At 68.8% G+C, this 26959-nt stretch carries 25 protein-coding genes; 12 read left to right on the top strand and 13 right to left on the bottom strand.

Annotated elements, in window-relative coordinates:
• The first annotated feature begins 149 nt into the window (after window positions 1–149).
• From ACIBH4_RS36665 to ACIBH4_RS36655, 3 genes are all read left to right on the top strand, one after another.
• Complete coding sequence (locus tag ACIBH4_RS36665) at window positions 150–1796, top strand: alpha/beta hydrolase (RefSeq protein ID WP_362770040.1); 1647 nt, start codon at window positions 150–152, stop codon at window positions 1794–1796.
• Window positions 1797–1980: 184 nt separating this feature from the next.
• Window positions 1981–2385: an SgcJ/EcaC family oxidoreductase gene (locus tag ACIBH4_RS36660; protein ID WP_362510660.1), complete on the top strand. Its 405-nt coding sequence runs from the start codon at window positions 1981–1983 to the stop codon at window positions 2383–2385.
• Window positions 2386–2612: 227 nt separating this feature from the next.
• The gene (locus tag ACIBH4_RS36655) at window positions 2613–3323 is read left to right on the top strand and encodes a helix-turn-helix domain-containing protein (protein ID WP_362510663.1); all 711 of its coding nucleotides are present in this window, start codon (window positions 2613–2615) and stop codon (window positions 3321–3323) included.
• Here ACIBH4_RS36655 and ACIBH4_RS36650 read toward each other — a convergent pair.
• The 4 genes from ACIBH4_RS36650 to ACIBH4_RS36635 form a co-directional block, all read right to left on the bottom strand.
• Window positions 3305–3883, bottom strand: a complete 579-nt coding sequence (locus ACIBH4_RS36650; protein ID WP_362510666.1) for a dihydrofolate reductase family protein — start codon at window positions 3881–3883, stop codon at window positions 3305–3307. The two genes, ACIBH4_RS36655 and ACIBH4_RS36650, sit on opposite strands and share 19 nt — an antisense overlap.
• A 97-nt stretch (window positions 3884–3980) precedes the next feature.
• Window positions 3981–4556, bottom strand: coding sequence for a DUF1801 domain-containing protein (locus ACIBH4_RS36645; RefSeq protein ID WP_362770038.1), 576 nt, complete (start codon window positions 4554–4556; stop codon window positions 3981–3983).
• A 93-nt stretch (window positions 4557–4649) separates the two neighbouring features.
• Window positions 4650–5543: a M48 family metallopeptidase gene (locus ACIBH4_RS36640; protein WP_362770036.1), complete on the bottom strand. Its 894-nt coding sequence runs from the start codon at window positions 5541–5543 to the stop codon at window positions 4650–4652.
• Window positions 5544–5755: 212 nt separating this feature from the next.
• The gene (locus ACIBH4_RS36635; protein ID WP_362510678.1) at window positions 5756–6073 is read right to left on the bottom strand and encodes a hypothetical protein; all 318 of its coding nucleotides are present in this window, start codon (window positions 6071–6073) and stop codon (window positions 5756–5758) included.
• Between ACIBH4_RS36635 and ACIBH4_RS36630 the strand changes: the two genes are divergently transcribed.
• Window positions 6056–8695, top strand: coding sequence for a tetratricopeptide repeat protein (locus ACIBH4_RS36630; protein WP_362510681.1), 2640 nt, complete (start codon window positions 6056–6058; stop codon window positions 8693–8695). The two genes, ACIBH4_RS36635 and ACIBH4_RS36630, sit on opposite strands and share 18 nt — an antisense overlap.
• A gap of 12 nt (window positions 8696–8707) precedes the next feature.
• Here ACIBH4_RS36630 and ACIBH4_RS36625 read toward each other — a convergent pair whose 3' ends face one another.
• Complete coding sequence (locus ACIBH4_RS36625; protein WP_362510684.1) at window positions 8708–9580, bottom strand: GNAT family N-acetyltransferase; 873 nt, start codon at window positions 9578–9580, stop codon at window positions 8708–8710.
• A gap of 212 nt (window positions 9581–9792) precedes the next feature.
• Here ACIBH4_RS36625 and ACIBH4_RS36620 point away from each other — a divergent pair, with 212 nt between their 5' ends.
• Entirely contained in the window at window positions 9793–10281 is a 489-nt protein-coding gene (locus ACIBH4_RS36620; protein WP_362510687.1) for a VOC family protein, read from the top strand.
• 24 nt (window positions 10282–10305) lie between these two features.
• Here ACIBH4_RS36620 and ACIBH4_RS36615 read toward each other — a convergent pair whose 3' ends face one another.
• The 4 genes from ACIBH4_RS36615 to ACIBH4_RS36600 all read right to left on the bottom strand — a co-directional run bounded on the left by ACIBH4_RS36615 (window position 10306) and on the right by ACIBH4_RS36600 (window position 14810).
• Window positions 10306–11667 (bottom strand): GH1 family beta-glucosidase, encoded by a 1362-nt coding sequence (locus ACIBH4_RS36615; protein WP_362510690.1) that lies wholly within the window; start codon window positions 11665–11667, stop codon window positions 10306–10308.
• Window positions 11664–12515: a carbohydrate ABC transporter permease gene (locus tag ACIBH4_RS36610; protein WP_362510693.1), complete on the bottom strand. Its 852-nt coding sequence runs from the start codon at window positions 12513–12515 to the stop codon at window positions 11664–11666. Before ACIBH4_RS36610 ends, ACIBH4_RS36615 begins: the two co-directional genes overlap by 4 nt.
• Entirely contained in the window at window positions 12516–13442 is a 927-nt protein-coding gene (locus tag ACIBH4_RS36605) for a sugar ABC transporter permease (protein WP_350941327.1), read from the bottom strand.
• A gap of 90 nt (window positions 13443–13532) precedes the next feature.
• A complete protein-coding gene (locus ACIBH4_RS36600; RefSeq protein ID WP_362770034.1) occupies window positions 13533–14810 on the bottom strand; it encodes an ABC transporter substrate-binding protein in 1278 nt (425 codons plus the stop codon).
• Window positions 14811–15060: 250 nt separating this feature from the next.
• Between ACIBH4_RS36600 and ACIBH4_RS36595 the strand changes: the two genes are divergently transcribed.
• A complete protein-coding gene (locus ACIBH4_RS36595) occupies window positions 15061–16080 on the top strand; it encodes a LacI family DNA-binding transcriptional regulator (RefSeq protein WP_362510700.1) in 1020 nt (339 codons plus the stop codon).
• A gap of 67 nt (window positions 16081–16147) precedes the next feature.
• On the opposite strand, the gene ACIBH4_RS36590 is transcribed toward ACIBH4_RS36595, so the two are convergent.
• On the bottom strand, window positions 16148–17017 hold the full coding sequence (locus tag ACIBH4_RS36590; RefSeq protein WP_362510703.1) for a LysR substrate-binding domain-containing protein: 870 nt from the start codon (window positions 17015–17017) through the stop codon (window positions 16148–16150).
• Between the two features lie 259 nt (window positions 17018–17276).
• On the opposite strand from ACIBH4_RS36590, the gene ACIBH4_RS36585 reads away from it, so the two are divergent.
• The 4 genes from ACIBH4_RS36585 to ACIBH4_RS36570 all read left to right on the top strand — a co-directional run bounded on the left by ACIBH4_RS36585 (window position 17277) and on the right by ACIBH4_RS36570 (window position 21844).
• Complete coding sequence (locus ACIBH4_RS36585; protein WP_362510706.1) at window positions 17277–17717, top strand: nitroreductase/quinone reductase family protein; 441 nt, start codon at window positions 17277–17279, stop codon at window positions 17715–17717.
• Window positions 17718–17768: 51 nt separating this feature from the next.
• Complete coding sequence (locus ACIBH4_RS36580) at window positions 17769–18518, top strand: hypothetical protein (protein WP_362510709.1); 750 nt, start codon at window positions 17769–17771, stop codon at window positions 18516–18518.
• Between the two features lie 570 nt (window positions 18519–19088).
• Window positions 19089–20585: an endo-1,4-beta-xylanase gene (locus ACIBH4_RS36575; protein ID WP_364232295.1), complete on the top strand. Its 1497-nt coding sequence runs from the start codon at window positions 19089–19091 to the stop codon at window positions 20583–20585.
• Between the two features lie 278 nt (window positions 20586–20863).
• Window positions 20864–21844: a pyridoxal-phosphate dependent enzyme gene (locus ACIBH4_RS36570; protein ID WP_362510715.1), complete on the top strand. Its 981-nt coding sequence runs from the start codon at window positions 20864–20866 to the stop codon at window positions 21842–21844.
• A 97-nt stretch (window positions 21845–21941) separates the two neighbouring features.
• On the opposite strand, the gene ACIBH4_RS36565 is transcribed toward ACIBH4_RS36570, so the two are convergent.
• Window positions 21942–24035: an MMPL family transporter gene (locus ACIBH4_RS36565; RefSeq protein ID WP_362769526.1), complete on the bottom strand. Its 2094-nt coding sequence runs from the start codon at window positions 24033–24035 to the stop codon at window positions 21942–21944.
• A gap of 75 nt (window positions 24036–24110) precedes the next feature.
• Here ACIBH4_RS36565 and ACIBH4_RS36560 point away from each other — a divergent pair, with 75 nt between their 5' ends.
• On the top strand, window positions 24111–24581 hold the full coding sequence (locus ACIBH4_RS36560; protein WP_362769528.1) for a MarR family transcriptional regulator: 471 nt from the start codon (window positions 24111–24113) through the stop codon (window positions 24579–24581).
• A gap of 255 nt (window positions 24582–24836) precedes the next feature.
• Here ACIBH4_RS36560 and ACIBH4_RS36555 read toward each other — a convergent pair whose 3' ends face one another.
• Complete coding sequence (locus ACIBH4_RS36555) at window positions 24837–25250, bottom strand: alpha/beta hydrolase fold domain-containing protein (RefSeq protein ID WP_362510724.1); 414 nt, start codon at window positions 25248–25250, stop codon at window positions 24837–24839.
• 27 nt (window positions 25251–25277) lie between these two features.
• On the opposite strand from ACIBH4_RS36555, the gene ACIBH4_RS36550 reads away from it, so the two are divergent.
• Window positions 25278–25496, top strand: a complete 219-nt coding sequence (locus ACIBH4_RS36550) for a helix-turn-helix transcriptional regulator (RefSeq protein ID WP_362769530.1) — start codon at window positions 25278–25280, stop codon at window positions 25494–25496.
• Between the two features lie 224 nt (window positions 25497–25720).
• Here the strand turns inward: ACIBH4_RS36550 and ACIBH4_RS36545 are convergent, their stop codons facing one another.
• Window positions 25721–26692, bottom strand: a complete 972-nt coding sequence (locus tag ACIBH4_RS36545; protein ID WP_362510730.1) for a hypothetical protein — start codon at window positions 26690–26692, stop codon at window positions 25721–25723.
• Between the last annotated feature and the right edge of the window lie 267 nt (window positions 26693–26959).

Here is a 26959-nt window from a genome sequence, read left to right as displayed (position 1 = left end):
GCGTCACGGGCGGCGTCCACCTGCTCGACTCCCACCGTGAACCACGGCCCCTGCCTCTCCGCGTGATCAAGCGAAGGGTCTCATGTACCCGGCGATGCCGATTCCACAGTCATTGAGAAAGCATCTGTTCCTTTTGAAAAGGAGTATCAGTGCGATTAAATCTGACATTGTTCATCGCTGCGGCGACGGTGGCCGTCGTGGCGGCAGGCGTGCCCACGTCGGCCGGGGCCCGGATCGGCACGCCGGAGCCGGCGGTGGCCGAAGCCAGGGGAGCGGCTCCGATTTGGGGCGAGTGCCTGCCGGTGGAATCCGGCGGCGTCTCGCGCGACCCACGCCAGCAGTGCGCGACGTTGCGGGTGCCGCTGGACTACCGCGCCCCGCGCGGGCGGAGCATCGAGATCGCGATCTCCCGGATCGGCACGGCACGTCCCGGGGCGCGTCGCGGGATCCTGCTGTCCAACCCGGGCGGCCCGGGCGGTAGCGGCCTGGACCTGCCCAGTCAGCTGGCGGACGTACTGCCGCGCGAGGTCCTGGATCGGTACGACCTGATCGGCTTCGACCCGCGCGGGGTCGGCCACAGCACCCCGGTCACCTGTGGCCTCGATCTCATGAGGCAGTTCACGCTGCTGTTGCCCTACCCGGGACCGGATGGCGGCATCGGGCGCAACGTCGCCTTCGCACGGGACACCGCGGCCGCGTGCGCCGAGCATTCCGGCGATCTGCTTCCGTTCATCACCACGGCCAACACGGCCCGGGACATGGATCGCATCCGAGCCGCACTCGGTGAGCCGAAACTGTCCTACTTCGGCCTCTCCTACGGCACCTATCTGGGAGCCGTCTACGTCTCGATGTTCCCGGGACGCGCCGATCGGATCGTGCTGGACAGCGCCGTCGATCCGGACCTGGTGTGGCGGGAGATGTTGCGAACCTGGAGTCAGGCGATCGCGGTGCGCCTGCCCGACCTGCTGGCCTTCGCAGCCGAGCGGGACGCCGTCTACCACCTCGGCGCGACACCGGACGAGGTGCGGCGCACCTACGACCGGCTGCTCGCGGCCCTCGACAGGCGGCCCCTGCCGAACCCGGGCGGCCCCGTGTTCGACGGCAACGTGCTGCGCGAGATCACCCGAGTGGGGCTTTACCACGACGGCGACTTCCCTTTCATCGCCGAGTTCTGGCAGGAGCTCACGGCCGTCTCAGGATCCACCGTGGACCCCGCCATCATGAGGCGACTGGACCGGCTGGGCTCTGGCGGCAGGGCCGACGACGGCGGCGTCGGTGACAATGGCGCCGGGACGGCGCGGATACCGGCGGACAACCGCATCGCCGCGCTCTACGCGGTGCTCTGCGACGATGTCGCCTGGCCGCACAGCGTGGCGTTGCACGCCCGGCAGGTCGCAGCCGACCGGCAGGTGTGGCCGGTGACGGCGGGCATGCCCTCGAACCTCTGGCCCTGCGCGGCGTGGCCCACCCGACCGGTGGAGCCGCCGGTGACGGTCACCGGTTACGGGCCGCGCAACGTGCTGATCCTGCAGAACACCCGTGACCCGGCCACGCCCCCGGCGAGCGCGCGCGGCCTGCGCGCCGCCCTCGGACGGCGGGCCGCCATGATCACGGTCGACCAGGGCGGCCACGGCGTCGTCGGGCTGGGCAGCTGCGCCGACGAGGCGATGAGCTCCTTCCTCGCCACCGGGGAACTGCCTGGGCGGGACCGCTTCTGCCCGGCCCCGTCACCGGCCGACGCCGCCGCCGCTCGCTCCACGGCCCTGCCGTACATACCTTCCGTGGGTCCGCTGTAGGGCTGGGCCGCCGTGTGCCGGTAGATACGACCGACCCGTTTCCCGCTGTCACCCTCGTGACCCGGCCTGCCGGCCCTCTCCGTTGGTCTCACCGATCCCGGAGCGGTTCAATGATCGATTCCAAGGGGGCAGCGGTCGATCACCTCTTGACCTCCACCATGCTTGAGGTAGCACCGTGGTGCGCATGAACACGGAATCCACGGCGTACGCCGCAGACGTCGAAGCCATCGAACGGGTCGTAGCCACCGTAGAGCACTCCCAGCAGCACAAGGATCCCGATGAGTTCCTCGCCCTCTTCCACCCCGACGCGGTCTGGACGACGGCTGGTGGCAAGGTCCTCATAGGCCTCGACGCGATCTCGGAGTTCACCCGCAAGGTCCTCCCCGCGGCGGACTGGGACGGCAAGGTCACCTACGAGGTGGTCCACGTGTTCTTCATTCGCCCGGATGTCGCGGCGGTCAAGGTTCGTCAGCTCTACCTGACCCCGGGCGACGAGAGCGAGGGTGCTCCGCTGTACGTGATGTCCAAGCAGGACGACGGTCGCTGGTTGCTGACCGCCTGCCAGAACACCGGGGTCGTCGCCGACTGATCGATTCCAGGGGGTTGGCCGTACGTATGGGGCGAGGGCGCCCAACGTCGGTAGGAGTTGAGCCTCCTCGCCGCCGCACTGGACGTGAAGACCGACGACTTGCTGAAGGACTCACCCCTTCTCGCACCATGGCGACCGATCGCGGGGATCGCCTCCAGTCGAGCGACGCCGAGCCGGTCACCTTCGCTCAGTCATCCGCGGAGCGCGAGGCGGCGTATCCTTCGCCCATGGGACTGCGGCTCAAGATACGTCGGTCCGACTCGCCGTGGATCGACAACGTGTGGACATGCACGAGCGAGCAGGTCACTTCGATGACGTCCGTGGCGGGGGCGTGTTGGGGGCTGGTGTTCTGGGAGCAGGCCGGCCGGACGTACACGAGCATCACCGGTCCCGAGACCCGAACCGGGACGGCGCCGGTGCCGGAGGGCGCGACCTTTACCGGCATCGAGTTCGCCGTGGGCACCTCGTTGCGTGCCGTGCCCACGCCGACGCTGGTCGACGGCGGCATCGAGCTCCCCGACACCACACACCGGACGTTCCGGCTGGACGGCGCGCGCTGGGAGACGCCCGGCCCCGACGACGCCGAGGCCCTGGTCGACAGTCTCGTCCGGGCCGGGGTCGTGGTCCGTGACCCGCTCGTCGGCGAGGTGCTGCGGGGGCACCGTCCGGCCGTCTCGGGGCGCACGGTCGAACGCCGGTTCCGCGCCGCGACCGGACTGACGCGAGGCGTGGTCCGGCAGATCGAGCGGGCCCGTACGGCGACGGAGCTGCTGGCTGCCGGCGACCCGGCCGCCGATGTCGTCGCCAAGCTCGACTACTTCGACGAGCCGCACCTGGCCCGAGCACTGCGCTCCTACGTCGGACGCACCGCCAGGCAGCTGCGCGAGGGCGTCGGCGGCGCGATCGCCCTCGACCTGGATCAGCGCTTGACGTCGTAGACGAGCTTCAGGATCCCGTTCGAGTAGCTCTCCGACTCCCGCAGCGTCAGCATGTGCTTGTCTCGGTCGGCCCGGCCGAACAGGCTCTTCCCGGCACCGAGCAGCACGGGGAAGACGAGCAGGTTGTACTGGTCGATCAGGCCCGCATCCGACAGCCGCCGGGCCAGCTCCGCACTCCCGTGGATGAAGATCGCACCGCCCTCGCTCTCCTTGAGCGCGGCGACGTCCTCGGTCGAGCGCAGGATCGTCGTCGGCCCCCACCCGTCGACGAGGGCGTCGTCGGACAGCGTGGTCGACACCACGTACTTGGGCAGCTCCTTGTAGTCGGCGTGGTCCTCCGAGCCGGGCCAGACCGGCGCGAAGATCTCGTAGCTGTGGCGGCCGAACATCAGCGCCGTCGTGTCGGCGAGTTCCTCGCCCTTCAGGGACCAGGCTTCCGGGACGAAATCAAGGTCCTTGAACACCCACCCGCCGCTGCGGTGCTCCTCGCTCGGCCCGCCGCCGGGCGAGTCCACGACGCCGTCCAGCGACATGAAACCGGTGTAGACCAGGTCACGCATTGTGCTGTCTCCTCATGTTCGGGCGAACTGCCGGCTCCACGGTAAATCACGGCTGCCGTGACCGTCTTGGACGAAAACGACAGCGGGTCCGGAACGCTCAGCTCACGGCTTTCCTGACGAGGGCGGTGATCGTCTTCGCGGCTTCTTCGCTCAACGCGGTCACGGCGAAGGACGTGGGCCACAGGCCACCGGTGTCGGCGAGGTTCGCCTCGGCGGTGAAGCCGAAGGCCGAGTACGGCTCCTTGTCCGCGTTTCCGCTGCGGAAGAAGCAAACGATCCTCCCCTTTCTGGCGTAGGCCGGCTGGCCGTACCACAGCTTTGGTGACAGCTCTGGGGCGTTGGTGGTGACGATGGCGTGGATGCGTTCGGCCATCGCACGGTCCGACGGTTCCATCTCCGCGATCTTCGACAGCACATCGAGCTCCTCGGCGGCCGCCTTGTGGCCACGGCCGCGGTTCGCCTCCTTCTTCAGTTCCGCGGCGCGCTCCTTCATCGCAGCACGCTCTTCCTCGGAGAAGCCGTCCGTGTTTTTCCTGCTCGCCGCGCCGGTGTCCGCGCTCACCGCTGTCACTCTCCCGTCGTCATCGGTGTGGGGTGTTCGTGACGCTAACGGTGCTGTGAAGCCGGTGCTTCTCGATTCCTGATCGATGCTCGCCCCGTGCTTCCGGGACACACCTCGGCGTACGGGCTCGCACGGCGTCGGCTGTCGTCCGCTACCGCTTTGGGGATCGCGTGACGACGGTCGGCTGATTCCTACCCGTCAGGCTTACCGATAACGGGCGGACTGGGCGTCCTCTCTCAAACGCCGCGCCACGCGTCCAGCCGCCTTGTCGAGTTCTCCTTCGATCCGCTCCGCCCCTGCGGCGGACACCCTGGGCACCGGGTATGGCAGTGCCAGCACGCGTTGCATGCGCAGGTACGTCGGCGGATGGGTCGTGTCGACCCCCGCCTTCTCAAGGCGGGCGGACTCGCGGTGTCGTTCGAGCTCGGTGTCGGCGACGGCATTCACGTGGGAGCGGAGAGCCGTCCACACGTCCCCGGTTCCGACGGCCACCGCGCTGGATGCGAGAAAATCGTCGACCGATCGCGCCCGGGTGGTCAAGACGTCCAGAAGCGAAGCGGCGGCCGCGGAGCCCGCTACCTGGGCTTGCATCTCGTCAGCACGGTATTCGGCCGGGGTGAGGACCAGCCAGAGTGGGTAGCCGATCTCCACCAGACGGCTGCGTCGCAGGCCATAGGTGCGGAACGAGGCGTTGACCGCACCGCTGATGGCGATCAGGTCTGTTCGGGGGGCTCCCAGCTCCTCGCCGATACGGTCGATGAGGGCGTACAGGTGGGGAGCGTCTGAGCGGGTGAGAGGTATGGCGGAGGTGGGGAAGGGGGCGGGGCGGGGGCGTAGCAGCCAGGCGAGGTCCAGCGCTATGAGACCGAACAGGATGCCACCCATCGTCAGACGGGTGACCAGGTACACGCCGGTGAGCAGGAAGGCCGGTGCCAACAGGTGGACGGCCAGGGCAAGGACGTAGCCGCCGGTTTGGGAGACGCGACCGGTCGCTCGGCGCGACTGGACGAGGGCTGCCGGAGGGGGCAGGAAGGGGCCGGGATATCGCGGATGCTCCTGAAACGCGCCCGATGTTCCGGCTGGTAGATCGGTGGACACGACGAACAAGGTGACAGAACCCGAGAATGGCGGCAAGGCGCCAAAACGCTGAGGGCTCGCCTGGATTCAGGCTTCGGGGGAGTTCTGGAGCAGCCGGTTCGCGGCTGCCGGTGGAGAGACGGCGCCGCGTCGGGAATCGAATGCGGACCACTCGCCGGGCGGCCGAACAGGTGAGAGGCGGCGCCCGGCGGTGACGTCGTGTGCGAAGCGGGTCAGCAGGCCTTGATGCCCGCTATATACGCGCTGTCCGGGATGCTCGTCCAGTCGCCGATCGTCCGGCCGGCAGGAATATAGTGACATGGCCCGTCCGGGTGTCCGACGATTGGACGCCTGATGTCGAGCTTGCGTCTCACCGCGTAGTCATGGCAGTTCCGGATCGTATAGTCGTAGCGACCGAATACCGGGCCGCTGTAGCTCAATCCGCACGGCGCCGCGGATGCGGACGACGCGGTCGGAGTCAGCGTCACCATTGCGCTGATGGCGAGCAACAGGTACGCCCATGGAGCAGGGCGGTGGGTTTTGGTGAGCATCGGGCACCTTTCCTGACGATCGTTCGGATGGTGGACTGGCGGCAGCGCAGCAGCTTGAGGTTGTTTCGCATGATCCAGTCGATTCCATTTACTTTTGACCTGCGTGCGCTGACCGCTCTGTACCGTCGGCGCTCCTGCGAATTCCGCGACATGTGCGCGTGGCGGCACAGGCCAAGTAGATCCGAAGCCCTGCGAGAAGAGAGGGTTGTCTGGAATGCTCTGGACAGACCTGGACACCGCACGAAAGCCGGACTCTCGTCAAGGAACACCGTGGACGATGCTCAGCTCTTTCCGCCCCAGCAGCCGATCACTTGCAGGAAGGATCTGGGCGCAGCCCTCAGACATCACAAAACGCAATACGAACGCAAAAACGGAAAGCGTAACTCGGTGTCCGCCCTGGTCAAAAGGGTGGCTGTCTCCCGCAGCAGCCTGTACGCCTATCTCAATGGCGGCACGCTGCCGGACGCGGTGACACTGGACCGGCTTTTGGCCGCCCTGGAGGTCTCCGACGAAGAAAGACGGCGTCTGGGCACCGCCCGGGACGTACTTGCCGAGGCCATGTTGGGAAGGCACGCGCTCGAAGGCGGGGGTGCGGATGAGAACACGGTCGTTCCGCCCCGGCCTTTCCAGCTTCCCGGAGTCAGCGCCCACTTTTTCGGACGCGACCAGGAGTTGGCGACGCTCGCCGAGATGGTCGAAGGCAAGAGCGTGCGAGGCGGCGCGACCACCATTGTGGTCGTCAGCGGTATGCCGGGCGTCGGCAAGACTTCGCTCGTCCTGTCGTTCGCGCACCAGGTCGCCGACCGTTTCCCGGACGGGGTTCTCTATGTTGACCTGCGAGGATACAGTCCGGATCGCCCGAAGCGTCCCAGCGAAGCGCTGAAGCTCTTCCTGTCGGCGCTCCGGGACGACGACGCGGATCTGCCGCAGGACGAGGAAGGCCGCGTCGCGCTGTACCGATCGCTGGTGGCGGACCGGCGGATGTTGATCGTGCTGGACAACGCGAACACGCCTGACCAGGTTCGTCCCCTGCTACCGAACTCGGCGAAATCCGTGGTTCTCGTGACCAGCCGGAGCAACCTGCCGGCGTTGATCGGCAACGGTGCGATCCGGCTACCGCTGGAACGGCTGCCACACCAACACGCGGTCTGCCTGCTGGGTCGTGTCATCACCGCCGAACGGGTGGAGCGAGAGCGCGCGTCCGCGGACGAACTGGTGCGTACCTGTGCGTATCTCCCTCTCGCCCTGCTCATCGTCGCCCAGCGAGTGCTGCTGGATCCGCAGGTCTCGCTGGCCCACGTCGTTACCGAGCTCGCCGGCGCCAAGGATCGCCTGCACCTGCTCGCCACGCCGGACGACGACCGCTTCATGAATGTGGGGGCGGTCTTCTCCTGGTCCTACCGTGCGCTCACCGAGCCGCAGGCTCACATGTTCCGCCTGCTGGCGCTGCATGCGGGGGCCGATGTGAGCGTCGACGCCGCTGCGGCCCTCTGCGGAAGGACCACGTCCGAGGCCCGGAGAGCACTCGAAGTCCTCGCGTCCGTGAACCTGCTGGAACCGCGGGGCGGCGATCGGTACGCGTTTCACGATCTGCTGCGTGAGTACGCTGCCGAACGAGCCCACGAGCACCCGGTAGAAGAAGGGAGGCAAGCGGTTCGGCGCGTTCTCGAATGGTATTGCCACACCGCGCGCTCCGCGTCCCGAATTCTCCTTCCTTATCTTCGTCCAGTCGATATCAAGCCGAGTGAATGGGGATGCCCCCCGCCACGCTTCACGCGTGCCGATGAGGCCCTGCAGTGGTGTGAAGCCGAGCGCGCCAATCTCGTTTCCGCCGTCCGTCAGGCGGTCGAACGAGAAGAATACGACATCGGCTGGAGGCTTCCTGCCGCGCTGTCCGGCTTCTTCAACCTGCGCAAGCCCTGGGAGGAGTGGATCGAATGCTGCAGGCTCGGACTGGAGGCGGCACGTGGTTGCGGCGAACGAACAGGAGAGACGTGGTCCCTGACCAATCTGGGCCTCGCCTATTGGGGATTGGGTGAGCTGGACAAAGCGCTGGAATGTCACAACAAATCTCTCGCGGTCTGTCGCGAGATCGACGACAGATGGGGAGAGGGGATCGTCCTGTCCTGCCTGGGCGATATTCACCGCGATCTCGCGCGCCTCGACTCGGCCATCGAATGCTACGGACAGGCCAGAGACATCTTTCTGGAGATCCAGGAACGATGGGGAGCCGGACTCGCCCTGCACAACCTGGGGCACGCGTATACCAGCTGCGAACAGTACGGTGCCGCGATCGACTGCTACCTCCAGACCCTGTCCCTGTCGGATGAGCTGGGCGACGACCCCTGGGGAAAAGCACAGACGCTGCATTACCTGGCAGACGCGTACCGGCTCTCGGGCTCTTTGGACGACGCCGTGGAGACTTACCGGAAGGCCCTCGTGATCCGCAGGGAGATCGGCGACGCACGAGGAGAGGCGATCACGCTCGACAATCTCGGTATCGCGCAGGACGACGCCGGTCTCCATCAGCAGGCACGGCGCTCATGGGAGCTCTCCGTCGAGAAGTTCGTCGAGCTCAGGGATACGCGGGCCGCCGATGCCGTTCGCACGCGACTGCGCTGATCCCCCTGGCATTCACGAGGAGGCGTCCCGGCGCAGGTCGCGGACCTCGGGGCGTTGCTGGAAGCCGGCCGACCTGTAGGTGGCGACGGCGCCGACATTGGAGCTCGGGGTGATGACGGTCGCACTCGACGAGCCCAGCTTCCTGAGGGCGGCCGCGGCGGCGAGGGTGATCGCGTGGCCGTGGCCGCGGCCGCGATGTTCGCGGTGCACGCCCATCGGCTCCAGCAACCCGGGCTTCCCAGGACCGGCCGACCACACCGTGACCGCCGCCACCGCGTCGCCCCGGTCGTCGTACGCGACCAGGCATCGTGCGTCGGCGTACGGCGGTCCGGCCGCCATCGCGTGCCAGCGCTCGTCGGTGAACGTCGACCCGTCGAACGACGCCCGCTGTACGGCGGCCCGCACGCCCGCCCGCTCCGGCCCGATCACCTCGACCCGCAGGCCCGGGTCCCGCACCGGCTCCGCGAGGTCGCGGCGCAGCGGCGTCCACGGCTCGCCGGGGTTCCAGCCGTTCCCGGCCAGCAGGTCCTGGACCAGCGCGCGCATGGGCGCTTCGACGTTCGCTCTCCCTTCGGGCAGTACGCCGCGCTCCGGCTCGTTCACGTCCGCGATCAGCCGCCGCGCCAGCTCCTCGTCCCGCCGGGCGTCCGGCGCGATCGCGAGCCGCAACACCCTGGGGTCGTCCAGCAGCCCGACGGCGAGAATCCGTCCGTCTCGGCTCCAGGTCCGGACCGCCGCGGCCGTCGCCTCCGCGCCGAATCGCCAGAACCAGCCCAGGTCTCCCGGGTGGAGTTGCGGTGGCGCCTCGTCGTGCTGCCAGTCCCGCAGCACGTCCACGACCGCGCTCAGCCCGTCGACTCCCGGCTCACCCGACACGATCGTCATGGCCCCGATCACACCCCACCACACCGGTGGTCCGCACCTGGTTTTCCGCCGACGTGGTGGGTCGGAACGTCAGGGACGCGATGACGGTGTTCTTGGTGCGTTCCGATCCGGTCTGTTTCCGCGCTTCGAGAACGGTCTTTCGGTGTTCGTCCATGGAACGTGATCGATAATCGCTTGACTCTCCAGCCGCTGGAGACTCCACCGTGGATCGCATGGATTCTGTTAAGCCGGAGATCAACCGAGATATCTATGGAATGCCCGCCTTCGTCACGGTGACCGTCGCCGACCTCGATCGCACGGTCGACTGGTATGTGAACGGACTGGACTTCATATCGCTTTTCGCCGTACCCGGACCCGATGGCAGCCCGGTGCTGGTGCACCTGCGCCGCTGGCGCTACCAGGACATCCTGGTGCGCCTCGGCGAAGCGCCCACCGGTGGCGAATGGACGATCAGCATGATGGCCACGCTGGAGCAACTCGACGGGCTCGCCGAGCGGGCACGCGCCCACGGCGGCGGCATCGTCGAAGGTCCCGTCGACACACCGTGGAACACCAGGGATCTGCGCGTCACCGACCCGGACGGCTACACCGTCGTCTACACGGCACGGCGCGCGGAGGGCGAGCGCGACGCGCGTTTCACCGCGATGATGGAGGAGGAGGCGCGCCTGCAGCTCGGCGACCGAGGCCGGCTTGGCGACTGAGGCGCGCTTGATCGTTGTTCCTGGTTATCCCTGTTTCCCGATGAACTCGCGCAGCCAGTGGAAGCTCGCCTTCTCGGTACGGGCCTGGGTCTCGTAGTCGACGTGGACGAGCCCGAATCGGGCGGCGTACCCGCGGGCCCACTCGAAGTTGTCCAGCAACGACCAGCAGAAGTAGCCGCGCACGTCCACGCCGTCGGTCATCGCGGCGCGGATGGCGGCGAGGTGGTCACGCAGGAAGTCGACGCGACCGGCGTCGTCGAGGGTCCCGTCGTCGCCGTAGCCGTTCTCGGTGATGAAGATCGGCGGCAGTGCGGGGTAGCGCCGGGTCAGGCCGAGGAGGGTCTGGTGGAGTCCTTGCGGCTCCACCGGCCAGCCCAGCCCGCTCGTCCTCGCGCCGTCGGGGGTGACGCCGCGCACCCCGAGGTCGAAGGCGGAGCGCAGCGCGGGGTCGGTCTGCTCGTACGGCGCCGAGGCGGCGTGGATGCGGTAGTAGTAGTTGACGCCCAGGAAGTCCAGCGGAGCGCCGATGACCTCCAGGTCGCCCTCGCGGCGGAAGGAGAAGTCGCTGAGGGCGCCGAAGGTCTCCTCCATGTCGGACGCGTAGGCGCCGAGCAGCAGCGGGTCGGTGAACTGCCGGTTGACCAGCAGGTCCATCTTGCGCGCCGCGTCGGCGTCGGCCGCCGAGCCGGTCGCGGGCACCGTGGGCGACATGTTGAGTGTGATGCCGACCTGGTCTCCCTCGCGCGCCCGCGCCCGCAGCCTGGCCGTCGCGAGGCCGTGGCCCAGCAGAAGGTGGTGGGCGGCGGCGAGCGCGCCGTGACCCTCGCGTGCGCCGGGTGCGTGGCGGCCTTCGGCGTAGCCGACGATGGAGGAGCAGTACGGCTCGTTCAGCGTGATCCAGTGTGACACCGTGTCGCCCAGCGCCTCGTGCGCGACCTCGGCGTAGTCGGCGAAGCGCTCGGCGGTGTCGCGGTCGCGCCAGCCGCCGCGGTCCTCCAGCGCCTGGGGCAGGTCCCAGTGGTAGAGGGTGACGTACGGTTCGATGCCGCGCTCGCACAGGGCGTCGGCGAGCCGCCGGTAGAAGTCGAGGCCGCGCCGGTTCACCCGGCCGTCGCCGTCGGGCACGATCCTGGGCCAGGCCAGCGAGAAGCGGTAGGCGCCGGCGCCGAGCCGGTCCATCAGCTCCACGTCCTCCTGCCAGCGGTGGTAGTGGTCGCAGGCGTGCTCGCCGCTCTCGCCCCTCGCCACCGCGCCGGGGACGCGGCAGAACGTGTCCCAGATCGAAGGGCCGCGCCCGTCGGCGTCCACGGCGCCCTCGATCTGGTAGGCGGCGGTGGCCGTCCCCCACACGAACCCGGCGGGAAAGGGCGTACGGTCCTGGGTCATCCCTTGATCGCTCCTGACATGATTCCCCCAATGATCTGACGGCCCAGCGCGGCGAAGACCACCACGATCGGCACGATGGCGAGCACGGTGCCGGTGAGCACGAGCGCGTAGTCGGTGGTGTAGCCGCTGGCCAGGCTGGAGAGCGCGACCTGGACGGTCGGGTTCTCCGGCGTGAGGACGACCAGCGGCCAGAAGAAGTCGTTCCAGGCATGCATGAAGGTGAACAGGCCGAGCACGGCGGTGGCAGGCCGGGCGGCGGGCAGCACGACGTGCCAGAACAGCCGCAGCGTGCTGCACCCATCGATGCGGCCGGCCTCCAGCAGCTCGTCGGGGATGGCGCTGGAGAGGTACTGGGTCATGAGGAACACGCCGAACGCGGTGACCAGGCCGGGCACGATCACCGCCCCAAGCCTGCCGGTCCAGCCGAGCTCCGCCATGAGGATGTACAGCGGGATGATGCCGAGCTGCTGCGGCACGGTGGTGGTGGCGATGGCCATGACGAGCAGCACGTTGCGTCCGCGGAAGCGCAGTTTGGCGAAGGCGAAGCCGGCCAGCGTGGAGAACAGCACGACCGAGACGGTGACCGAGCCCGAGACGAGGAAGGAGTTGAACATCGCCTGGCCGAACGCGGTGGTGTCGAAGACCCGGGCGATGTTCTCGAACAGGTGGCCGCCGGGGGTGAGGACCGGCGGGACGCTGGCGATGACGTCGTTGTCGTGGGAGGCCACGGCGAGCGACCAGTAGATGGGAAAGATCGAGCCGAGCAGCACGGCGACGAGCGCGGCGTAGGTCCAGAACCCGGCCCCGTGGGGGTTCAGTCCGCGTCGGACGGCGGTGAGGGTTGCCATTCAGCTGCTCCTGATCCTGCGGGTGACGGCGAAGTTGACGAGCGCCATCACCACGATGATCACGCAGAGCGTCCAGGCGATCGCCGAGGCGTAGCCGAACTCGTACATGCTGAAGCCCTGCTCGTAGAGGTAGAGGCCGACGGTCTGGAACTGGCGGTCCGAGCCGCCGGTCGGGTTGCCGGTGCCTGCCTGGAACAGCAGTGGCTCGGCGATGATCTGGAAGCCGCCGATGGTGGACACGACGGCGGTGAAGATGATCGTGGGGCGGAGCATCGGAATGGTGATCTTCCGGAACTGGGTGAACTGGCTCGCGCCGTCCAGCCGGGCCGCCTCGTACAGGTCCTCGGGGATGGTCTGCATGGCGGCCAGGTAGATGAGGGCGTTGTAGCCGGTCCACCGCCAGATGACGATCAGCGAGATCGCGACGTGTGAGGAGAGCGTGCCGGCCTGCCAGTCGATCGGATCCAGGCCCACCAGGCCGAGGCCCCAGTTGACCATGCCGAAGTCACGGCCGAAGAGCTGGGTGAAGATGATCGTGACCGCGACGATCGAGGTCACGTTGGGCAGCAGCACCCCCATCCGGAACAGGGTGCGGGCGCGCAGCCTGCGGTTGAGCATGTGCGCGAGGAACAGCGCGGCCAGCAGCTGCGGAACGGTGGACAACAGCCAGATGCTGACGGTGTTGAACAGCGCGTTCCAGAAGTAGTCGTCGGCCAGCAACTCGGCGTAGTTGGCCAGTCCCACCCACTCGCGCTCCGGGTCGAGCAGGTTCCAGTCGGTGAGGGAGACGTAGGCGGTGTACAGCAGCGGGAACATGCCCACCGCGCCGAACAGCAGGAAGAACGGGGCGATGTAAAGGTACGGCGAGCCCTTGACGTCGAGCTGGTAGGCCCAGCGGCGCCGGGGCCCTGATCTGACGGGGGTCACGGTCGACTCCTCGGGGGAAGGGGGCGCGACGGCGGGCTCTCCCCTAAGCCCTAAGCCCGCCGTCGCGCGGCTCTCACGGATCGATGCGCGTCACTTGCCGATGCGCTCGACGTCCCCGAGCATCTGCGTCCACGCCTCGTCGCCGTTCTGCTTGCCCTCCTCCACGCGGTTGATCGTGTCGCGGATGGCGGTCTGGATGTCACCGGCCCTCGGGCCCTGGTGCTGCGGCTTGAGGTTGCGGGCGGCGGTGGTGAAGATCTGCCCGATCGGCGCGTCGTTGAAGAACTCGTGCTTGAGGCCGGTCACCTCGGGCTTTTCGTAGGTGGCGACGGTGGAGGGCAGGATGCCGTGCTTGCTGAACACCTCGATCTGCTGTTCGGGCGCGGTGAGCCAAGCGATCAGCGCCACGGCCTCCTTCTGGTTCTTGCTCTGGGCGGGGACGGTGAGATAGGAGCCGCCCCAGTTGCCGCCGCCGCCGGGGATGGCGGCCACGTCCCACTTCCCGGCGAACGCCTTCGCCTGGTCCTGGATCTTGGCGAGCATCCAGGCGGGACAGGCGATGGTGGCGAACTGGCTCTTGGCGAAGCCGGTGTTCCACGCGGGCGAGCTGCCGACGAGCTTGGCCGACTGGCCGTCGGCCACGGCCTTGAGCACCTCGTTGTAGGCGGAGCGCACGGCCGGGTTGGTGGCCACCACGATGTTGTCGTCGGCGTCGTAGTAGCCGGTCTCGGCCTGGCCGATCATCGCGTTGAACACCTGGGGACCGCCGTCGAAGAACGCGGCGCCTTCCGGCTTCTTGGCGGTGTAGCGCTTGCCGGTCTCGAAGTAGGAGGTCCAGTCGGGCCAGAGCTTGCCGACCTCCTCACGGTCGGTGGGCAGGCCGGCCTTCTCGAACAGGTCGCGGCGGTAGCACATGGCGAGGCCGCCGACGTCGGTGCCGTAGCCGATCTGGGCTCCCGACTTGGCCAGCGACGCCTCCCACTTCCACGGCAGCCAGCGGTCCTTGATCTGGTCGGCGCCGTGCTGGTGCAGGTCGACGAAGTGCTGGGGCTGGTTCCTGAACTGGGCGATGAAGCCGGTGTCGATTCCCTCGACGTCGGCGGTGCCGGCGCCGGTGGCGAGGTGCGCCGCGAGGTTGCGGTGGTGGTCGTTGTACGCCGACGTTCTCTCAACGATCTTGATGTTGGGGTGGGCGGCCTCGTACTTGGCGTAGAGCTCCTTGAAGCCCATGTTCCCGAACAGGTTGAGGGTGAGGGTGATCTTGCCGTCGGTCGGCGTGGAGCCGGTGGAGGTGGAGCCGCCACACCCTGCGGCGAGCATGCCGAGGGCGAGCACTCCGGCGGCGAGACGGATTCGTTCAGCAGACACCTGGGGCTCCTTCGAGGGGAGAGGAAGGGTGGCTGCGAGATGCGATGAGCGGGCCGAGCCCCGTGGCAGCGGTGTGGCATCGGCCTGTCAGTGGGATATTTCACAGAACGCCGCCACTCAATGTCAAGTCACGGAAACGTCACGCGCCTGAAACCCGAAATGGTGGGTTGACACGATGCGGCCTCTCGCATAACTTCCATGCAACCGGTTACATGAAACCGGTTTCAGCGAGATGCGATAACGTACGCCCGTGGCAACGATTCGAGAGCTGGCGCGCCTTTGCGGGGTGTCGTCGGCGACTGTCTCCCGCGTTTTCAACAACCCCGAGGTGGTGAACGCACAGACCCGCGAGCTCATTCTCAGCACCGCGGCGCGCATCGGATACCTGCCCAACGAGTCGGCCCGCACCCTGGCCACCAAGAGGTCCCGCATGGTCGGCCTGATCTGGGACACCGACCACCGCCGTCCCGGCTGGCGGCACCCGTTCTTCCAAGAGATCCTCATCGGGCTGAAGACCGCGCTGAGCGAGCGTGGTTACCACCTGCTCATGCTCGCCACCAGCGAGGACGGCACGCCCGAGGACTTTCTCCGCGCCGTGCGCAGGCACAACCTCGACGGCGTGGTCTTCATCGACAACGGCAGGGACGACCCCTCGCTCCAGCCGCTGGCGGCGTCGGAGGTGCCGTGCGTCTCCCTCGACCGGCCCATCCGGGGGCCGCGGACCACCTACGTGACCTCGGACAACGCGGCCGGGGCACGCGAGGCGGTCCGTCACCTGCACGCGACCGGGCGCCGGGTCATCGCCACCATCACCGGCCCGACCCGCACGAGGCCGGGCGCGGAGCGGCTGCGCGGCTACCTGGAGGAGCTGGCCGCGCTCGGCCTGGCGCACCGCCCCGAGCTCGTCGTCGAGGGCGACTTCTACCTGTCGAGCGGGTACGCCGCGATGCGCGCCCTGCTGGAGCTGGAGGAGCCGCCCGACGCGGTGTTCGCCGCGGGTGACGAGATGGCGATCGGCGCGCTGCGGGCCGTGACCGAGGCGGGGTTGAAGGTGCCCGAGGACATCGCGCTGGTCGGGTTCGACGACATCGAGCTCGCCGCGCTGGTGCCGCCGGGGCTGACGACGCTCGCCCAGGACAAGGCGGGTTTCGGTACGGCGGCGGCCGCGGCGGTCATCACGATGATCAACGAAGACGTCACCCCTCCTTCGCGCCTCCTGCCCACCACCCTGGTCGTCCGCGGCTCCACCGGCCCCGACCCCCGTTTCTGACCGCGACCGCTCGCCCCGCCCGCTCACCGCGGTCGCGGGGTCGGCTCTTCGGTCTCGTCATGGACGATTACGGATCGAGAGACCCCACGGGCTTCACCCGACGTGCCACGGTGGTCGCGGCGTGGACGAACGCGGCGAGTTTCGGCGATCGGCTGCCTGCCGGCCAGGCGAGCATCAGCGTGGTGGTGGAGGCGTCGGGAACCGGCGTGCACACCAGACTGCGGGGCAGGTGGTCGCGGACGGACTCGGGCAGCAGCGCCACGACGTGGCCCCAGGTGATGAGCTGGGCGAGTTGACCGGTGTCCCGGATCCGCGGGCCTGCCGCGTCGGCGGACCGCGCGCCGGGCCAGACGGGCATCGTCTCGCCGGCCAGGTCGGCCATGGACAGACGGTCTCGCCCGGCCAGACGGTGATGCCGGGGCATCACCGCGACCTGGTGCTCGACGAGCAGGTCCACGGTGTCGAGCCCGGCGAAGTCCCGCTGGGGACTGTGCATGAACGCCACGTCGGCGTGGCCGTCGCGTAGCAGGCTCGCCTGCTCTCCGGGGCCGCAGATGTGCACGTCGACGTGGACGTCGGCGTACCGGGCGCGATATGTGGCGAGCAGCTCGGACAGGAGGCCGCCGTCGCCGGCCGCCTTCATCGCCATGATCAGCCGAGGTTCCGGCTCGCCGGCCCGTTGCGCGGACCGCGCGGCGCGCGCCATCGCGGCGAGCGCCGTCCGGCCTTCGTCCAGCAGGGTCTCACCGGCCGTTGTGAGCCGGACCGAACGGCTGCTGCGTTCCAGCAGCGTGACGCCGAGGCGGCGTTCGAGTCGTTGGATCGCGCGAGACAGCGGCGGCTGGGCGATGCCGACGCGCTCGGCCGCCCGGCCGAAGTGAAGCTCTTCGGCCACGGCGATGAAGTAGCGCAGTTCGCGGACTTCCAACGGATCCATACCGGCAGGGTATCGGTTGGGAGTGCGATCGGTGTTGGCCCGATCACGGCCGGATTGGTGAGATCGAGTCATGACCGACGAGAGCGGCAACCGCATCGCCGCCCAGGGGTCGTGATCGCGGTACGGCCCGCCACGCTCGGACCTGGCGGACCCATCGGCGGCCTGTTCGACTTCAACGACGAGGGGTGGGTGTCGTGGTGAGTGCTTCGACGCTGCCGACGTGTCCGGGACACCGGGCACGATCCCGAGAGGAGATCGCATGACATCGGACTATCAGCGGCCGGACCGGTTGATGGTCCATGTGATCAATCCGCTCGTCCGTTGGCTGGGGGCGGCCAGCACCCTGCGCGTTCCAGGGCGCACCACGGGCGCCCTCCAACGGGTTCCCGTGCACGTCGTCGAGCTCGCCGACGCGCGCTACCTGGTGTCGGTGCGGGGCCGAACGGAATGGGTGCGCAACCTCCGTGCCGCCGGCCACTGCACCGTCAGCCGGCGCGGCCGCCGAGACCGGTACCGGGCCGTGGAAGTGGTCGGCGATTCACGTGAGGAGGTCCTCGCCGCCTACCGGGCCCGCTGGGGAACCGGACAGGTGCGCCGCCTCCTCGACCGCTTCCCGGACCCCGAGGACCACCCCGTCTTCCGCCTGGCGCCTCTCGACCGATCGCCAGGGCAGGCACCGACGGTACCTGGATCCGCCTGACCTCGAACGACACCGGCTGAACCACTTGAAGGAAGCGTACGTTTGTGGGGCATGAGACTACGAACGGCCCTGCTCGTCGCGCTGTTGTCACTGACCACGGCATGCGGAGGAGCGGAATCGGATATGTCGGCCGTCGCGGCTGACGGCGGGCCGGCGAAGCCGGTCGCCCTGTGGGGCGCGGAAGGCGGGTTCGTGACCCCGACCACGAACGTGCTGCGTCCGCCAAGGGTGGTGCTGTACAGCGACGGCCTGGTGGTCGTTGACGCGAGCAAGCAGTTGAAGCTCACCGATGCGGAAAGGGACGAGACAGTCGCGTCGATGGAGACGTACCTGACCGGGCAACCGCCGACCGCGGAGCCGAGGTCGGGTGCGCCGACGGTGACGGACGTGCCGACCACCGTCTTCGGGGTACGGGGGAAGGACGGAAAGATGCTCCAGGTCCGGGTCCCGGCCCTGGAGCAGGTCGCGGACTTCTACCCGAGGGCGCTCTCGGACGCGAAGAAGCTGATGGAAGACCTGGCGACCCGGGCGGCTGCGGGCACCGACTACGTCGCCACCCGCGTCCGAATGGTCGTCGAAGCGGCCGCGTCGGCGGAGGGAAAGCCGGCGCCGTGGCCCGCGGGGGTCCCGGAGCCTTCGGGCACGGTGGACCCGGTTTGGCAGAAGGACGTCGAGGGGGCGGCGGTGAGCGCGATCGTCAAGGCGGTGCCTGCCGGGCAGCAGTACGAGCGGTCACTCTTCAAGACCGGATCGGGAACACTCTTCCTGCTCTCCTGGCGATATCTGCTGCCTGACGAGTAACCCCACGAGAGCGACGGCGGGTCCTTGTGGATGGTGAAAAGGGCCCGCCTTCAGGCGATTCCCTGGCGTTGTTAACGCTAACTTTTCGCCTTTCGATCGTGCTTTCTTCTCTTTCGAGCGGGTTGTGGTGGTGGAGGGAAGCAAACCTTAGGCAGGAGGGGCTGTCAAGAACCCCGCGCGTGCCGGGCCGGGAGGAAGGTGAGGCGCACCAGCCTGTTCGACATCTCGTGGGCGGCCGTACCTGGTCCAAGAAGGTGCGGAGGTGAAAGTTTCATCGACGATGTCGTGGCTCGGGTGACCGGCAGCGTGGCCTTCAGGAGGGTCGGAGCACGTCCGTCGCACCGGTGTCGTACAGGTTAACCGAAAGTTTCTTGGGGACCTTGACATATTTCGTAAACGTTTCCAGACTGAGTCCCCGAGACGGTCTTCCTGCCGGTCGGTGGTGCGCGGCAGGGACCGTCGTCCGCGACGCCTCAGTGGTGTGCGTTCCCCGGCGAGGGGCGCGGCGTCGGTCCATGGGATGTCCCCCGTTTTCCCCGCTTTCCATGACCAAAATATGGAGGCTCAGTTATGGGCACAAATGCCATTCCCCCGCCCGGAACCCGGCGACCTCTCGGTGGTCTCCGCCGGACCCTGGTCGCCGGTGCCCTCGGCACCCTCGTGCTCGGCACGTTCGCGGCGGTGACGGTGCCGGGTTCGGCCGGCGCTTCGAGCTCCGCGAGTGCCGCGGCGACCACGCTCGGCGCGGCGGCCCAGCAGAGCGGGCGATACTTCGGCGCCGCGATCGCCGCGGGCAGGCTTGGTGACTCGCAGTACACCACGATCGCGAACCGTGAGTTCGACATGATCACGGCCGAGAACGAGATGAAGATCAACGCCACCGAGCCGAACCAGAACCAGTTCAACTTCAGCAGTGGCGATCGCATCTACAACTGGGCGGTGCAGAACGGCAAGCGGGTGCGCGGGCACACGCTGGCCTGGCACTCCCAGCAGCCGGGCTGGATGGAGAGGATGTCGGGCAGCGCGCTGCGTCAGGCGATGATCAATCACATCAACGGTGTGATGAACCACTACAAGGGCAAGATCTACGCCTGGGACGTGGTGAACGAGGCCTTCGCCGACGGTAACTCCGGTGGGCGGCGTGACTCCAACCTGCAGCGCACCGGCAACGACTGGATCGAGGTCGCCTTCCGTACCGCGCGGGCCGCGGACCCGGCCGCCAAGCTCTGCTACAACGACTACAACATCGACAACTGGAGCTGGGCCAAGACGCAGGGCGTCTACAACATGGTCCGTGACTTCAAGGCGCGCGGCGTCCCGATCGACTGTGTGGGCCTGCAGTCGCACTTCAACAGCCAAAGCGCCTACAACAGCAACTACCGCACCACCATTCAGAGCTTCGCGGCGCTGGGTGTGGACGTGCAGATCACCGAGCTGGACATCCAGGGCGGCTCGGCCCAGACCTACGCCGCGGTGGTCAACGACTGCCTGGCCGTGGCGCGCTGCACCGGCATCACCGTGTGGGGTGTGCGAGACAGCGACTCCTGGCTGGGCGCCAACACCAGCCCGCTGCTCTTCGACGGCAACGGCAACAAGAAGGCCGCCTACACCTCCGTGCTGAACGCACTCAACGCCGCGAACCCCAACCCGAACCCCACCCCGACGGTGACCCCGACGGTCACGCCCCCGCCGGGCACCTCGTTCCGGCTGCGTAACGAAGCGGCAGGAAGGTGTGTGGACTCGCCGAACAGCGCCACCGCCAACGGCACCCAGCTGCAGATCTACGACTGCCACACCAACCCCAACCAGCAGTTCACCTACACCTCCGGCAGGCAGCTTCAGATCCTCGGCAAGTGCCTGGACTCCCCGACCGGTGCGGGCTCCGGCGCCCGCGTCCAGCTGTACGACTGCCACAGCGGCAACAACCAGCAGTGGAACCGTAACTCCAACGGCACCGTCACCAGTGTCGCCAACAACCTGTGCCTCAGCGTCACCGGCACCGGCAACACCTCCGGTGTGACCATCGCGAGCTGCAACGGCCAGTCCACCCAGAGGTGGAGCAGCTAGGACGCGATGCTCGGGAGACCCTGACACCACCCGGCACGTGAGCTCCTCGGAACCGGGGGAGCGGCGTCACGGCACGTGAGCAGGACCCGATGAAGTCGGCGCGGCGGGCTCGGTACAAGACCGAGCCCGCCGTGTCGCATGGAGGGCGTTCACGTCCGGAGAGGTGCGGCTCGCCTTCTCGGTGCGGGTCTGGGCGTCGTGGTCGACATGGACGAACCTCTCGGCCACCGAGGCGGCCCGTGTACGGAAGGGCGCCGGTGACGCTACGCTGCCGTGTCGTGCAGGAGACCCGTCTCGACACCGCTCGGATTCGGGCGGCTCGCCAGGTGATCGACCCGGTTTTTCTCGACACCCCGCTGTACCGCTGCGAGGCGCTGGAGCCCGGCCTCGGATGCGCGGTGAGCGTCAAGCTGGAAACGGCGAACCCGGTCCGCAGCTTCAAGGCCCGCGGCACCGAGGTGATCGCGAGCCGGCTCGCCGACGACGGCCCGCGGGCGGCGGTGTGCGCCAGCGCGGGCAACCTCGGCCAGGCCCTCGCCTGGTCCGGGCGCGGCAGAGGGCTCGACGTCACCGTCGTGGCCTCCCGTTTCGCGCCCGCGGTCAAGCTGGATCGCATCCGCGCGTTGGGCGCGAGACTGGAGCTGGTGGACGGCGACTTCGACATGGCGCGCGAGCGGGCCGTGGCCATCGCGCGCCACGACGGCATCCGGCTGGTCGAGGACAGCCTGGACGTCGAGACCTGTGAGGGCGCGGCGACAATCGGCCTGGAACTGGTGAACACCGCGCCGTCGTTCGACGCCGTCCTGATCGCTCTCGGCGGCGGGGCGCTGGCGACCGGTGTGGGGCATGTGATGAAAGCCCTCGCACCCGGAGTCGAGGTGATCTGCGTCCAGCCGCTGGGCGCACCGGCGATGACACACTCGTGGCGCCAACGGCGCGTCGTCACCACCGACTCGACCGACACCATCGCCGACGGCGTCGCCGGTCGGCGTCCCATCCCCGAGGTCCTGGACGACCTCCTCCTCGTCGCCGACGACGCCGTCCTCGTCCGGGAGTCGTCGATCATCGCCGGTATGCGGATGCTCCTCGACCACGCCGGCCTGGTCGTCGAACCGTCGGCCGCGCTCGGCGTCGCGGCGATCCTCGAAGACCGTGACCGTTTCGCGGGCCGGCACGTGGCCACCATCGTGTGCGGCGGCAACGTCGACATGCACGCCTATCACCGCTGGATCGGCGCGGCTCCCATCCGCAGACCTTGACGATCGCTCGTACGTCCTCGCGGATGGCCACCGCGACGGCCGGACCGCCTCCCCCGTGCCCTGCCGCACCTGGGATCACGAATGTCCCGGGCATGGGTCACCTCGACGCCTCGGTCAGTTCCGGGGACGTCTGCGGCGCGTCGGTCCTGCCCAGGCGGCTGGGCCACCAGGCCCGCGCGCCCAGCTCACGTACCAGCGCGGGGACGAGCAGGGAGCGCACCACCAGGGTGTCGAGCAGGACGCCGAAGGCGACGATGAAGGCGAGCTGTACGAGGAAGGTGAGGGGGATCACCACGAGCGCGGCGAAGGTGGCGGCGAGCACGACGCCCGCCGAAGTGATCACTCCGCCGGTGGTGACGAGCCCGCGCAGCAAACCCTCTCGCGCCCCGTGGTGCACGGTCTCCTCGCGCACCCTGGACATGAGGAAGATGTTGTAGTCCACCCCCAGCGCGACCAGGAAGACGAAGCCGTACAGCGGCACGGACGCGTCGCCGTCGGTGAATCCGAACACGTGCGTGAAGACCAGCGTGGAGACGCCGAGGGTGGCGAGGAAGTTCAGTGCGACGGTGGCCACCAGGAGCACGGGGGTCATCAGCGAGCGCAGCAGGACGACGAGGATGAGCAGGATGATCACCAGGACGACCGGGATGATGAGCAGCGTGTCGTTCTTCGCGGTCTCCGTCGTGTCGTACCGCTGGGCGCTGAAACCGCCGATCAGGACGTCGTTCTCGGAGGCGAAGGCGGCGCGCAGGCGCTTGACCGTGTCCTGGGCGGCGTCGCTGTCCGGGGCGTCGTTCAACGTCGCCTCCACCAGCACGAGCCCGTCGACGGTCTTGGGCGCGTCACCCGGCCGTCCGCTCTGGGACACCGCCGCGGCCTCGGACACGCCCTCGACGCCGCGTGCCGTCTCCTCCACGGCCGAGGCACGCTCCGCGGGGGCGACGATGACCGCGGGCTGCCCGGAGCCTCCGGGGAAGTGCTCGCTCAGCGCCGCCTGTGCCGCCACCGACGGGGCGTCGTTCACGAAGGTCTCGTCCAGCGGCACACCCCTCGCGCTCAGCTGCGGCGCGAAGAGGGCGAGGGCGATGAGAGGCAGGATGGTGGCGATCCAGAGCCGGCGCGGATGGCGGTCGACCACGGCGGCCACCCGGTGCCAGATCCCGTGTGCCGCGCTGTCGGCCGTACGCGGCTTCGACGGCCACAGGGCGGCGCGGCCCAGCAGGACGAGGGCCGCGGGCAGGAAGGTGAGCGCGCTGAGGGCGGCGCACGCGATGCCGATGGCGCCCACCGGGCCGAGCGCGCGGTTGTTGGTCAGGCCGCTGAGCAGCAGCGCGAGCAGGGCGAGGGCCACCGTGGCGGCACTGGCGACGATCGGCTCGAACGAGCGCCGCAGCGCGACGCGGCCCGCGGTGAAGCGGTCGCCGGTCGCGGCCAGTTCCTCGCTGAAGCGGGCGGTGAGCAGCAACGCGTAGTCGGTGGCCGCGCCGATGACCAGGATGAACAGGATGCCCTGCACCTGACCGTCGACCCGGACGATGTCGCGGTCGGCGAGGAAGTACACCACGGCGCATGCCAGGCCGAGCGCGAAGATCGCGCCGCCGATGATGACGAGAGGTAGCAGAACGCTGCGGTACACCGCGAGCAGGATGATCAGAACGGTGGTGAGCGCCACTCCGAGAAGCAGGCCGTCGATCCCGGCGAAGGCGTCGGACAGGTCGGCCCGGCTCGCCGCGGGTCCCGCGAGCTGAGCCCGCAGGCCGTCGACGGCCACCGCCGAGCCCACTTGGTCCAGGACCTCTCTGAGCGAGGTGTCGAGGTCGGGGCTGAGCTGGACCACGCCCTGCAGCGCCTGGCCGTCCTCGGAGGGGATGGAGGGCGTGGGCGTCCCGACGACGCCGTCCGTGCCGCGCAGCGAGGCGAGCGCCTGGGTCGCCGCGGTGTTCTGCTCGGGGGTGATGTCGCCGCCGTTCGCGGTCCACACCACGATGAGCGGCTGCGTCTCGTCCTGACGGAACCTCTCCTGCGCTTCCAGGACGCGTGTCGACTCCGCGCTCTCGGGCAGGAAAGCGGCCTGGTCGTTGGTGGACACCTCGGTGAGCTTGCCGGCGAACGGCCCCAGCCCTCCGCCGATGGCCAGCCAGACCAGCACCAGCAGCGCCGGCACAAGCCAGCGGATCGGTCGCCGCCCCATGACATCACCTTTCCGTGACATACTATAACTCAATCATCGAGTATCTCAATAGTTGAGTTAATGTAGCATGGCGTCATGAGCGGCGACAGCGGGGAGGGCATCGACCGGCTGGCCTTCGCGATGCGACTGCGAAGGATGACCGCCGAGTTCAACCGCATCGCCCACGAGTTCGCCCACCAGCACGGGCTGCACCCCACCGACGTCCAGGCCCTGATGAAGATCTTCGACGCTTCGTCGCCGATCACCCCGAGCCGGCTGGCGGAGCAGCTGAACCTCACCTCGGGGGCCGTCACCGCGTGCCTCGACAGGCTGGAACGGGCCGGGCACATCCGCAGGGTTCGCGACGTGCACGACCGGCGCGTGGTTCATCTGCACTACCTCGACGCGGCGCAGGAGTTCGCCGCGGTCTTCTTCCGCCCGCTCGGCCACAGCACGGACAAGGTCCTGCGGCGTTTCAGCCCGGAGGAACTGCGCACCGTGGCCGCCTTCCTTGACGCGATGAACGAGGAGCTTGACGTGTTGCGAGCCGCGCCGGGTTCTCGCTGACCCACTCTTCGAGCGCGCGGGCCTCACGGTTGCGTACGGCGTCGGTCTTCTCGGTCTTCTCGTTCGTCGTGGGCGTCGTGGGCGTCGTGGGCGTCGTGGGCGTCGTGGGCGACGGGGGCGGGCGGCGGGTTTCCTCCCCGTTCTCCGGACACCTGGCCCGAGGTCGTCCCTGGACGGGGACATCGGCCGGGGCGGCGCCCACGTGCCGGAATCCGGGCTCATGACCTGGCTCATGGTCTGGCTCATGGTCTGAGGTCATGCCTTCGGGGCATGGTCCGGGCTCATGACCCGGATGAGCCAGTCGTCGCGCGTCCGGCGTGCCGCGGCCGAGAGGCGTACCTGCGGATACAGCGCGTCGAAGCCGTGGAAGCCTCCCGCCCAGATGTGGAGTTCCGCCTGGCCCCCGGCCGCCCAGATCCTGGTGGCGTAGTCGACGTCCTCGTCGCGGAAGACCTCGGCGGTGCCGGCGTCGATGTAGGTGGGCAGGCCCGAGAGGTCGTCGGCCATCGCGGGTGAGACGTAACCGGGCACCTCCTGGCCGGTGAGGTCGCCGAGAACCGACCGCCACCCGTACTCGTTCATCTCGCGGGTCCAGACGCCGTGCCCGCCGGAGTACTGACGGCTGGAGGTGGTGACGTTGCGGTGGTCGAGCATGGGACAGATCAGCACCTGGGCGGCGATCGCCGGGGCACCGCGATGAGCCCCATCCAGTTCCAGAAGCAGATCCGGTTGCAGGAGGCCAGGCTCCTGCTCGCCACACGTCCCAACGACGTCACCGGCGTCGGTCACAGCGTCGGTTACGACAGCCCGTCACAGTTCAGCCGTGAGTACCGCCGCCAGTTCGGCGTGCCGCCGAGCGAGGACGCCGCCCGCCTGCGCGGTTCGACGCCCCGCCTGTCGCCGGCCCCCGCGTAGCCGCCGTCCGCGAGGTGGTCGGCCGTGAGCATGACGAAGGACCGGCCGCCGATGACGGGACCGGTCCGCTCGTCGCCCCGACCTGGGGGCCTCTATGTCGCCGGGAGTGGCGTCGTCCATGATGCGTGCCCCGGTACCCGTACCGTGGCGGGCCGTACCCCCTGGCAGGTGGGCATGGTCACGGTGGCCGTGACCATGCCCGGGTATTCGTACCGCGGCGGGGTTTACGGGTGCTTGCGCAGGTGTGCGCGCAGCAGGTTGGGGTCGGTGGCCGTGGTGTAGGCGGCGCTGAGGACGTATACGTCATTGCCGCGCAGTGCGACGGAGGTGGGGTTTTGGAGTCCGTCGCCGGTGTCCAGAACGGTGGTGCTGGTGCCGTCGGGCTGGATGCGCACGACCGTGCTGGGGGCGTTGAGAGCCGCGAGGATCTCGTCGCCGCGACCGGTGAAGGCGAAATCATCGATACCGGCCAGGCCCGATGCCTTGACCTGTGGCTTTCCCGCCCGGTTTCCTGGGCGGATCGGAATGCGCAGGAGGGTGCCCCGGTCGAGGTTGGTCACCCACAGGGCGCCGCCGCGTACCTTCACGCCGTTTGCCCCGAGGAAACCGGTGGAGGCGAGTTCGGGAGCGGTGGACCAGGCGGTGGGTGTGCCGCCGGTGACGGGGACGGTCCACACGGTGCCGAGCACCGAGTCGGTGATGTAGAGCCGCTCGCCCTTCCCGTCCAGTGCCAGCCCGTTGGGCAGGCCGTTCGCGGGCAGCGCGGCGATACGCCGAGGGGTCTGGCCGTGGCGCAGCCGCCACAGCCCCGTCAGGTCGGCCGTGCCAGTCGCGTACAGCACGTACACGGTGCCGTCCGAGGTGTGGGCGATGCCGGTGGCCAGGGGGAAGCCGAGGATCGGCGTGTTGATCCCGCCGTCGGCGGGCGCGGGCAGTGTCGCCAGGATGCGCGTCTTGCCCCGGGGGGTGACCTGGGCCACCTGGCGGCTGGCGGCGAAGGTGATGTTCGCCGTGCCGTCGGGCAGCAGGGCGATGTTCTCCGGCATCTGGCCCGCCGACAGGTCGAAGTGGGTGGCGATCCGCACGTCCGTCAGCGGTCCCTTGGGAGACGTCGCGTTGGCCGGCGCGGTCGCGGTCATGGTGGCCGCGGCCATGAGAAGGGCCGACATGGTGATCTTGATGCTTCGCTTGGACATGGTTCCTTCACTGTTTTCCGGCATGCGGCAGCCGCGGCGCGGCGCCGTGGTCGAGAGGGGGTTCGGATGGAGGTCGTGATCGTGCCGCCGACCGGCGGGCACGGGGGCGGCCGGAGACAGGGGCGGCAGGGAGGCGCTACGGATCGTGCCACCGGGTCGTCGAGCGCGAGGCCGGCCCTCGACGGGGGCGGCACGGTGGAGGGAGGGCGTGGTGGACACGCGCTGCGACCGGACGCACCCGGACGCCCACAGACACACCCGGACGCG

The organism is Streptosporangium sp. NPDC050284 (assembly GCF_044459525.1).
Classification (GTDB): Bacteria; Actinomycetota; Actinomycetes; order Streptosporangiales; family Streptosporangiaceae; genus Streptosporangium.
The sequence above is the reverse complement of the archived record's forward strand: the minus strand, read 5'-3'. Positions and strand labels throughout refer to the sequence as shown.